This window comes from Lactococcus sp. DD01 (assembly GCF_001578715.1).
Classification (GTDB): domain Bacteria; phylum Bacillota; class Bacilli; order Lactobacillales; family Streptococcaceae; genus Lactococcus; species Lactococcus petauri.
Genome location: NZ_KQ968944.1, coordinates 23,350 through 33,625 on the forward strand (window position 1 = coordinate 23,350; position 10,276 = coordinate 33,625).

General features: G+C 30.8%; 11 protein-coding genes. 7 read left to right on the plus strand and 4 right to left on the minus strand.

Going from position 1 to position 10,276, the window contains the following annotated elements; translation table 11 throughout:
• Positions 1–331 precede the first annotated feature (331 nt).
• Both LACDD01_RS10810 and LACDD01_RS10815 read left to right on the plus strand, forming a co-directional pair.
• Positions 332–625, plus strand: coding sequence for a DUF2089 family protein (locus tag LACDD01_RS10810; RefSeq protein WP_369814487.1), 294 nt, complete (start codon positions 332–334; stop codon positions 623–625).
• Positions 618–908, plus strand: a complete 291-nt coding sequence (locus LACDD01_RS10815; protein WP_061415201.1) for a hypothetical protein — start codon at positions 618–620, stop codon at positions 906–908. The genes LACDD01_RS10810 and LACDD01_RS10815 overlap by 8 nt, the downstream gene beginning before the upstream one ends.
• 402 nt (positions 909–1,310) lie before the next feature.
• On the opposite strand, the gene LACDD01_RS10820 is transcribed toward LACDD01_RS10815, so the two are convergent.
• A complete protein-coding gene (locus LACDD01_RS10820) occupies positions 1,311–1,889 on the minus strand; it encodes a recombinase family protein (RefSeq protein WP_061415203.1) in 579 nt (192 codons plus the stop codon).
• Positions 1,890–2,298: 409 nt separating this feature from the next.
• On the opposite strand from LACDD01_RS10820, the gene LACDD01_RS10825 reads away from it, so the two are divergent.
• The 4 genes from LACDD01_RS10825 (at position 2,299) to LACDD01_RS10840 (ending at position 6,667) form a co-directional block, all read left to right on the plus strand.
• Positions 2,299–2,487, plus strand: a complete 189-nt coding sequence (locus tag LACDD01_RS10825) for a hypothetical protein (RefSeq protein WP_061415205.1) — start codon at positions 2,299–2,301, stop codon at positions 2,485–2,487.
• Between the two features lie 335 nt (positions 2,488–2,822).
• Entirely contained in the window at positions 2,823–2,990 is a 168-nt protein-coding gene (locus tag LACDD01_RS11920; protein ID WP_156468531.1) for a class IIb bacteriocin, lactobin A/cerein 7B family, read from the plus strand.
• Positions 2,991–3,082: 92 nt separating this feature from the next.
• A complete protein-coding gene (locus LACDD01_RS10835; RefSeq protein ID WP_061415212.1) occupies positions 3,083–5,230 on the plus strand; it encodes a peptide cleavage/export ABC transporter in 2,148 nt (715 codons plus the stop codon).
• Positions 5,231–5,239: 9 nt separating this feature from the next.
• Positions 5,240–6,667: a bacteriocin secretion accessory protein gene (locus LACDD01_RS10840; RefSeq protein WP_061415215.1), complete on the plus strand. Its 1,428-nt coding sequence runs from the start codon at positions 5,240–5,242 to the stop codon at positions 6,665–6,667.
• 209 nt (positions 6,668–6,876) lie between these two features.
• On the opposite strand, the gene LACDD01_RS10845 is transcribed toward LACDD01_RS10840, so the two are convergent.
• Complete coding sequence (locus tag LACDD01_RS10845) at positions 6,877–7,410, minus strand: DUF308 domain-containing protein (protein WP_061415218.1); 534 nt, start codon at positions 7,408–7,410, stop codon at positions 6,877–6,879.
• A gap of 760 nt (positions 7,411–8,170) precedes the next feature.
• On the opposite strand from LACDD01_RS10845, the gene LACDD01_RS11705 reads away from it, so the two are divergent.
• Positions 8,171–8,341: a DUF3042 family protein gene (locus LACDD01_RS11705; protein ID WP_082779308.1), complete on the plus strand. Its 171-nt coding sequence runs from the start codon at positions 8,171–8,173 to the stop codon at positions 8,339–8,341.
• 372 nt (positions 8,342–8,713) lie between these two features.
• On the opposite strand, the gene LACDD01_RS11925 is transcribed toward LACDD01_RS11705, so the two are convergent.
• On the minus strand, positions 8,714–8,977 hold the full coding sequence (locus LACDD01_RS11925; RefSeq protein WP_156468532.1) for a hypothetical protein: 264 nt from the start codon (positions 8,975–8,977) through the stop codon (positions 8,714–8,716).
• Between the two features lie 60 nt (positions 8,978–9,037).
• Entirely contained in the window at positions 9,038–9,469 is a 432-nt protein-coding gene (locus tag LACDD01_RS10850; protein WP_061415223.1) for an ArsC/Spx/MgsR family protein, read from the minus strand.
• Between the last annotated feature and the right edge of the window lie 807 nt (positions 9,470–10,276).

Genomic DNA, 10,276 nt, shown 5'->3' on the forward strand with positions numbered 1-10,276 from the left:
GTCTAATAGTAAAATTAATATTACAAGTGTTCAGAAAAGCACCATTTTCTGGTCACTTTTTATTTTCTATAATTTTTAACTATTTCTTTTATTTTTTTGTTCATTAACTCATAATTTAATTTATGGTTCTATTTTAGCAGGAGATAGTATTCAAGCACTTATCCACTTGTTTCCTATCATAGAATAGGTAGAATTTTTTCTGGAATTGCAGGCTTAGTGATTTATGATTCTTTGTTTGATGACAATTAAAAAGGGATAGTAAACAATGTTTTTCAATATATTGATATGTCTTGTTTTTTGTGATTAATAATGTTAAAATAAAGTAAATAATATTAAAGGCGGGGCCTATATGGATTGGTTTATAAATTTGGAACCAGAAGAACAAGAGTTTATTAAAAACTTCATTCTTGCTTCTGGCTCTTTAAAACAATTAGCAAAAGAATATGAAGTTAGTTACCCAACGGTTAGAAGCCGTCTAGATAAGCTAATCGAGCAAATTAATTTAACTAATAAATTGTCAGATTCTTTTGAAGTCAGTATCATGAAAATGGTAATTGAAGATAAAATATCACTCGATATCGGGAAATTAATAATTGAAAAGCACAAGGAGGCTAGCCATGAGTAACTTAATAAACATAATTATTATTATCACTGTTATATCAGTACAAACTATATTTGGAAAGTTAGGTAATAGGTATTTAGGTGCTATATTACCTTTAGCATTTGCAGGAGCTGTTTTGTACTTTTTGTTTACTGGAAAACTCGAATTCTCTTTTCAAGATATTGTAATGCCTTTTATTGGAGAAATTACATTAATAGGTATATATGCTGTTGCTGAAGATTCTAGAAAAAGCAAATTAAAGAAACAACTAGATAAAATGAAAGCTAAGGATATTAGTAAAAAATAAGCTTCAATACTTCGGTTATACTAACGAAATAATTGGAATTCTAGTTTTTCTTTAATATTTTCCATTCTTTAAAACAAAAAATGCTATAAAAAGGAAATCTACAGAGAAAGAAATCTCCTTTATGAAAGTATTATTAGTGATCATTTGAGTAAATTACGAGTTGAGTTATTAAATATCTATTCGATGATTTTTTGTACCATGTACCAAAACTTAAAAAATTGACAAAATCATATCGGAAAACTAAATTAAGGTATCAGAATAATAGTTAAAAAGCCTATGGGGATTAATCCCCTAGGCTTTTAATTTTTGCTTCACTTATCAATTAGTTATAAATTAATTTATATGTTGCATACCAACTTATAAATTATTGTATTCAAACATAACTCATTTATATCATTTTCATTATAAATCAAATGTTCTTTTCTTTGATATTTTATTAAATCTTCTTTTTTGAGTCGCTATACTAATCCCAGTTTTACGCTCAATCATTTTATAAGTCATTCCCTGTTTCTTCAGATCAAAAGCAAAAGCTATTTGTTCTTCCGTATATTTTTGAGGACGACCTTCTTTGAAAGCTGGGTCATTGTCCCTGGCATATTTTTTCCCCTCACTTGTACGATTGACAATCATATCTCTTTCAAACTGTGCAAATGCACTAAAAATCGTAAAGATAAGCTGTCCTGTTGGGGTGTTATCAATAATTCCCATGTTTAAGATATGCACTTTTATATCATTTTGAAACAGGTATTGAATAATTTCTAACGCTTCTCGAGTATTTCTTGCAAATCGGTCCAACTTCGTCACAATAAGCATATCATCTTTTTTCAGCTGACTAAGTAATTTTTGAAATTCTGGTCGTTCTGTTGTTGTTCCAGTAAACTTTTCTTGATATATTTTTTCTGCTCCTGCAGATTTTAAATTTTCAAGTTGACTTTCTAGTTTTTGATCTGTTGTGCTCACTCGAGCGTATCCAAATTTCATATTTTCTCCTCTACTTATAACCCTTAGTTATGAGCCTCTAAAAACTCTTTATTTATAGTATACACAAAAAGAGCTCAAAACTGTTAAGTTATGAGCTACTTAATATAATTAATTTTCCATTTAAAACTTACTCGTGATTTTATTGTCAGATTTAAACTCTTTAAATCACTTTATAAATAGACTTAAAATTTACATTTTGATGAAAAATAGCACTTTATAAATTATAGTTTTTTCTTTTTCAATATGATTATCTTTAAGCGTTTAGAACATAGAAATTTTTCTGAACGCTTTTCGAAATAATAGTTTAACATTACCTTAATCAAGTCTTAATTGTGATTTGGAACACAAAATGTTACAATATAGTTGTTTAAGTAAAAGTGTTTGAATATTTTAGAAAAAGGAGAAAAATATGGAAAACAAAAATTACAAACTACTTTCAGATGAAGAACTACAACATACTGCTGGTGGAAGTAGTAATAAAATTTGGGAAGGTGTCGGTTATGTTGTCGGTGCTGTGAGTGGGGCGTTTGCATCACCACATAAACCAAAACCAAATAATCTTTCTAATTACACTGGTCCTCATAGAGGAATACTTTAATTGAAGTTACATGAATTAGGAACGCATAATGAAAAAAAATAACATCATAAAAAAGTGGATTAAAAATCCAAAATTAACAATTTTTAATTTTTCAATTATCTTTATATCGTTTTTTTTAGGATTTATTATTGCAGACTACATAAATAATCTCGTTCATCGATTAATTGATAGTTTTATATTAGATACTTTGATCGGTGTTGGTTCACTATATTGTACGTTTTATGTTTTTTCAAACATTCAATTTATAAAAGACTAAGAATTCAAATATTGCTGAAATTAAAATTAAGTTGCACTGAAATGAAACGATTAAAATATTTTATATATAGGAGTGTATAATGGATCAGAAGAAATATACTTTATTAGACGATAATGATTTAAGTAAAATAAATGGCGGATTTTGGCCAGCAGTTGTTGTAGGTGGTTGGTTAGCTCACGAAGCATATAAGCACTCCGACCAAATAGCTAGTGGTTTTTCTAAGGGCTGGAAAGCTGTTAAGCATTAAACAAATATAAAAGATGAGAAGGTATTTCTCATCTTTTATATTGTCAACGATTTATCTTAAAACTTAATGAATCAAAAAAACAGGAAGAAATTATGCGTTTTAAAAAGAAATATTATACGTCACAAGTAGATGAAAGAGATTGTGGGTGTGCTGCCCTTTCCATGGTTTTAAAAACTTATGGTACAGAACAATCCTTAGCTTCAATACGTTTACTTGCTGGTACAACGATAGAAGGCACCTCTGCTCTAGGTATAAAAAAAGCCGCAGAACATTTAAAGTTCAGCGTTCAAGCCTTTCGTGCAGATCCAACTCTATTTGATACAAAGAAACTTCCTTATCCATTTATTGTTCATGTGGTTAAAGAAAAGAAATACCCTCACTATTATGTGGTTAAATATTCCAATAAAAAACATATCATTATTGCAGATCCAGATCCCACGGTTAAAATTCGAAAAATGACGTGGGACCAATTTTATTCTGAATGGACAGGAGTAACTTTATTTATTGCTCCTCAACCTTCGTATAAACCAACAAAAGAAAAAGCCGAGTCATTATTTTCTTTTATACCCCTCATCGCAAAACAAAAGCTGCTTGTTTGTCAGATTATTATTGCTTCTCTTTTAGTCACTTTAATTAATATTATCGGCTCTTATTATCTTCAGAATATTATTGACGAATATGTGCCTAATGCTTTAATGAAAACTTTAGGCATTGTTTCGCTTGGATTAATGGCAACATATTTCATCCAGCAAATTCTTAATTTTGCTCAAACTTTCTTACTTACAATACTTGGACAGCGTTTAGCCATTGATGTTATCCTTTCCTATATCCGTCATATTTTTCAACTTCCTATGTCCTTTTTTTCTACACGAAGAACAGGAGAAATTACCAGTCGTTTCTCTGACGCTAATTCAATTATTGATGCCCTTGCTTCTGCCATCTTATCTCTTTTCTTAGATGTCACGATTGTCATTCTGACGGGGCTTGTTTTAGGACTTCAAAACATGAGCTTGTTCTTCCTTGTCTTGTTTTCCATTCCGCTTTATGTTCTTATCATTTTTATTTTTATTCCTTTATTTGAAAAACAAAATAATGAAGTCATGCAAGCAAATTCTCTTTTAAATTCATCAATTATTGAGGATATCAATGGAATTGAAACTATTAAATCTCTTGGAAGTGAGGAGGTTCGCTATCAAAAAATAGACCGTGAATTTGCGGATTACATGAAAAAATCATTCACGCGTCAAAAATCCGAAGCTTTTCAAACTGCCTTGAAATCAGGATTACAACTTGTTTTAAATGTACTTATCTTGTGGTATGGGGCAACCCTCGTGATGAGCAAAAAAATCACCTTGGGTCAATTGATTACTTTCAATGCCTTACTTTCATACTTTATGAGTCCTCTCTCTAATATCATCAACTTACAAACTAAACTTCAATCCGCTAAAGTAGCTAATCATCGTTTAAATGAAGTTTACTTGGTAGAAAGTGAATTTAACACAAAGAAAGAGGAAATTCTCCTTTCAAATTTTGAGATGCAGTTAATAGATATATCCTATCACTATGGTTTTGGTAGAGACATCCTCTCTAATATTTCACTTAATATAAAAGAAAATGAAAAATTAACAATTGTCGGAATGAGTGGTTCAGGTAAAAGTACTCTAGTCAAATTGTTGGTTAATTTTTTCGAACCTACACAAGGGACTATCATTCTTGGGGGGATAGATATAAAACAAATGGATAAACATCAACTCAGAAGGATTGTCAGCTATCTTCCCCAACAACCCTATATCTTCACTGGAACAGTACTTGATAATTTAACCTTAGGAGCAAGTGAGGATATTTCTCAGGAAGAAATTTTCCAAGCTGTTGAAGCTGCAGAAATTCGTTCCGATATTGAACAACTTCAATTGGGCTATCAAACGGAGCTTTCTAGTGATGCTACAACTCTCTCTGGAGGGCAAAAACAAAGAATCGCATTGGCTCGTGCCTTACTTTCTCCCGCGAAGATTCTTATTTTTGATGAAGCAACAAGTAATCTGGACGTAATTACCGAGAAAAAAATTTTGAAAAATCTATTTAAGTTAGATAAAACCATTATTTTTATTGCCCATCGTCTGTCCATCGCGGAAAAGAGCGACAGGATTATTGTTATTGATCAGGGAAAAATTATGGAAGAAGGTAGTCATTTAGAACTGCTTTCTAAAAATGGTTTTTATGCACAACTTTATAATCAATAGGAGATTCACGTGTTTGATAAACGTTTATTAGAGAGTTCAGAACTCTATGAAAAGAGATATAAAAATTTCTCGATACTTCTTATATTTCCAGTAGCTCTTCTTTTTATTGGATTATTTGTTTTTTCTTTCTTTGCAAAAAAAGAATTGATTGTCACTAATATTGCAAGTATTGCCCCACAAAAAATTATTTCTAATATCCAGTCGACAAGTAATACACCTATTATTGAGAATCATCTTGTAGAAGGCAAAACAGTTCAATCCAATAGCTTACTTATAAAATATAATAATGACTCGGACAGCACGCAAATCACAACCTTAATGGATCAGAAGCAAGAGTTTTTAAATAAAAAAGAACAACTTCAACTTCTTTTGAATAGTCTTAACTCAGATACCAATCAATTCCCTAGTACAGATTCTTACGGCTATGAAAAAACATTCGAAACATATAAAGCCCAAGCAGAAAGCTTAAGAGAAAGCATTCAAAAGTCTAACCAAGTTGTGGACGATCAGAACAATAGCATTGCGAATCAGAAGTCGGCTATTACTACACAGATTTCTAATGTTAACACTCAAATTAATGCTTATATTGATATCCAAAATGCAGCATCTACAAATAGCTCTGTATCCTCAGATAACCCTTATATAACCCAGTATAATAGTTATCTTGAACAACGAAAAGTTCTTGAAGAGAGCATGAAAAATCAAGAAAAAACAGAAGCTTCCTCTAAAGCAGATATCATTCAGCAAAAAGAAGCTTTAAAAGCTCAATTTATATCCAACATCTCTTCAAATATTGATAATCTAAAAAATCAAATACAAACTCTAGAAGTGCAAAAAAGTAGTTTAAGTTCAAGCAATAGCTATGATCAAAGTCAAAAGAGCCAACTCCTCGCTCTTAAAACACAGGCTCTAACTGCAGCAAATAAAGAATTATCCGATATAAATAGTGCACTCACCGAAATAGGGGGTAAAATTAGCTTACAGAAACAAGCCAATCAATACAATGCTATCTTTGCGGAAAAGGAGGGCATTTTGCATGTTTTACCTAATGTTCTAGAAAATAAAACATTCCAAGTAGGCACTCCACTCGCTCAAATTTATCCCGCATTAAAAGCTAAATCTCAAGTTTACTTAACTTCTTATATTTCAAGTACTCAAATATCTGGTATCAAGTTAGGGCAAAAAGCTCGCTTTACTGTTCAACACAACCTTCCTAAGACAGAAATATTAACGGGAACTATTAAACAAATTGATAGCGCACCCACAGCGTTAAAGGAGGGCAATGGTTATAAGGTTTCTGCACTCGTTACCTTGAATGAAAGAGACCTTTCTTATATTCGGTATGGCTTAGAAGGTACGTTCGTTGTGGTTACTGGTCAAAAGACTTATTTTAACTATTATTTAGATAAGATAAAAGGGCAAGATTCGTTAGAATAAACTCGAAGATATAAAATAAAAATATTACCATTTAAATGAGAAAAAGACCTTTTTTTGTTACTAAAACATTTCATATCTGAAAATTATAAGTAGACTTAAAATTTACAGTTTAATGAATCATTATGGTTCAATATTATAAAACATAAAAAGACGGAGCTCTGTGAGATTCCGCCTTTTCTTTTTCATAAAATTTATTATATTCTAATCCCTTATCCCCCCCAAGTTAAGTATTGAATAATTTTTATTATCCCTAAAATTATTGAAATGACACCAAGCATTGTCCAGAGGAACATTGCCCCCCAAAAAGGAACAAATAAGAAAATCAATCCTGCAATAATGCTTCCGCCCCCAGATGTTAAAAAACCTTTATTAGAATCAAGGTAATGTCTAAAAACGAGGGAAATAATCCCTTCCACAATCCAAGTCAATCCAACTAGTATCCCAATAACTATAAAAACAATATTTGTAGCAATAGATAAATTGATAAGGGAACATATTCCAACAACTGTATAAATAGATCCTAAAAGAATATGACTGAATCGTGAATGTCTTTCTGTATTTGAAGATTTGAGAGCTGGAATAAGATAAAAAAGTCCTATAATCAAAAATGCTATCCCAATAATAATCGTTCCTATTTGTGCAACCTTGTCAGGTAAGAAAAGAATTAGACAACCAATCAGGAGCGAAATCACTCCGTTTATCCCAATACCATTCTTTAATCTTTTTGAAAACTCTTCGTTCATAAATATTCCTCCTTGTTTGTTAAAAATAAGCATACCAGTAAAACCAATTAATTCCAAATGTTTTAGAAAATTGTCCAGAAAATAATGTCAAAGTTATACCTATATTTATTGGTTCTGTTTTGCACTTTTTTTGATGCAGTAAGCTTTTGCACAAGAAATGTTATATTTCCCATATGCAATGTAAAACTTACTTAATGCACCAAGTATAATCGCAATAGCACAAGCTATCGTAATCATCACGAAACTCTTCCTTTACAGTAATAGACATAGGGCTCTATACCTCCTGTCTTCAGTTTAATTGAGAGAATAGTCCCCATATTTACTCTGTAAAACTTATCAGAAGCTTCAAAGTAATGAACTATCCACTCCATGAACTAATTATACCATAGAGAATATAAGACTTGCATTTAAACCCAGTCTTTTTTTTAATTAACCTGTGAGCAATTCTAATTGTCTTAAGTGAGACATTTTTGTCCTTACATATACTCTTCTTTTTCCTTTGGGATAAACTTTCTGATGTTTTCACTATCATAGCCTAGCTGCACACCACGTAAGTCATTAGAAAAGGAGAAATCAGTAAACCAAGAATTAAACATTGCCTATATTTTTTCGTGCCTTATAGACGATAAAATAATTTAACCTTTGCTTCAAAACTAAAGAATTTATTTTACAAAAATTAATACTTTAGTCTCAGTTAATCATAGTTAAATAATGATAAAATAATTAAATAACAATCACTTATAATGAATGGAGATATATTATGAATAAGAAATTTATTTCGGGAGTCATCACAGGTAATCTTGTTACATTAGTTTCCCTAATTACAGCAGGTGCAATTTATAAAAAACGTGTTGTAGCTCCCATTGAACAAAAAATGGACTTCATGGAAGATAACCGAAAAAAAGCGAATCGTAAACGTATCGCACACTGATAAATTATTAACCATAAAACATATACATAATTTAAAACATTTTAAAGCGTTTAACCATCTGTAGACCTCAAAACTATCGAACAATATATTTTATACTAGGTGTTCAGAATACTACCCATTTTCTGAACACTATAAAAAAACAGGCACATGATCTTGTGTCTGTTTTTTTAATCTACTTTACTTATTAAGTATTTCTTCAAGTGACTTTACTTGAGCTTGTGTAGTATACTCTGGTGGAAACATCAATACTAAATAGTAAATTTGACATAGCTTGCCAATATGGTATAATGAAATAAGAAAAGCGACAGGAACTGGCATTCCCATCGCTTAATAAGTCTCGGAGTATAAACTTTTAGAAAAAGTGTCTACTTTTTATAGTGGACGCTTTTTTTTGATGCGATAAGCTTTCGCACAGGAAATTTTATATTTCCCATAAGCAATGTAAAACTTACCTAATGCACCAAGTATAATCGCAATAGCCGTAGCAATTCCGATAACCAAGTTATACTCCCTCTCCATAGATGTAGACATAAGGTTATACCTCCAGTCTCGAATAAATTTGAGAGAATAGCCTTCTATCTTTACTCCATAAAGAAACTTATCAGGAGCTTCAAAGTAATGAACTGTCCACTCCATGAACTAATTATACCATAGAGAATATAAGACTTGCAGCCAATATAAGTGTGTTATAAAAGTTTATCCTGTCAAGAGTTCTATTTCTCTTAAGTGAGACATTTTTCTCCTTGCATCGACTCTTCTTTTTTCTTTTGGGATGAACTTTCTGATATCCTCACTATGAAAGCCCAACTGCACTCTTTTTTCATCAAAAATAATAGGCGTACACAGTAATTCCATATGATTTTGTAAAAAGGAGAGTGCAGATTCTAAAGACAATTCCTCGATACTCTTTACAAGCCACTGGTATTTAGGGTTGGTCTTTTTCTTACGGCCATATAATGCAGACAGTCCTTCTTCTTCTAGGCTTAATATTTGGATGAGAATGTCTCGAGTCAGATTAAACGGCTGACGACTTATATTGATTTCTGCATAGTTAATGTCGTGATTTTCCAACCATCGTCTGGCACTTCTACAAGATGTACTGCTATTTTTTGTAATTATCATAACCATTTTTCTTCTTCCTTATCTATATTTGCTCAACTGTCTGATCTCGTTTTACAAACTATCGCAGAAGAATTTTTTAATAGTGGTTCCTTATCTGGTAAAATATCTCAACTTTATATTTGTGAGCTTCTCGTAAAATATTATGAAAAACAATACGAACAACAATCACTAATCAATAGAGAATCTATCGTTAGAGCCGTTATGAATAAATCTATAGAATAGGAAAAGTAGATAAACTTCCACACATTAGTTATCTTATAACTTTCTTTTTAAAGTGTTTAGTAAAAACTTATTACACAATCATGTGCGTTCGTATAAATTTAGACTTATTTCCTGTAGTTTCATTTACAGTTTGGATAAATGCTTTTGGTTTACTAATCTCTAAATATTTTAGAACTAATTCTTTGTCATCAAAATACGAAAATTGAAGCATTCTATACTTCATCTTATGATTTAAAACAAGTTAGAAATGATTTGAAACAGATTGAAAATTTAACCAATCTTCTTGACCAGCAACAAAAATTAACTGCAGTTAGAATTATCTGAAGAGAAAAATAAAGGTTTTTGGTTAAGAATTTTTAAGAAAAAATAATTTCAGAAATTGAAGAAATAAAAAAAGGCGATAGCCTTTTTACATGTTAAAATAAGCAGAATTTGAAATAACATTCTGTCTTAGATATTATATCATGTTTATAGAATTAAAAATAAGTATTCGTATGAATTGCTTATATAAAAAGAATACAATATAATAATGTATATCAGAGAGTTACACTAAAAACGTTTTATAGCGTTTTTTTATTTGGAGGATTACTC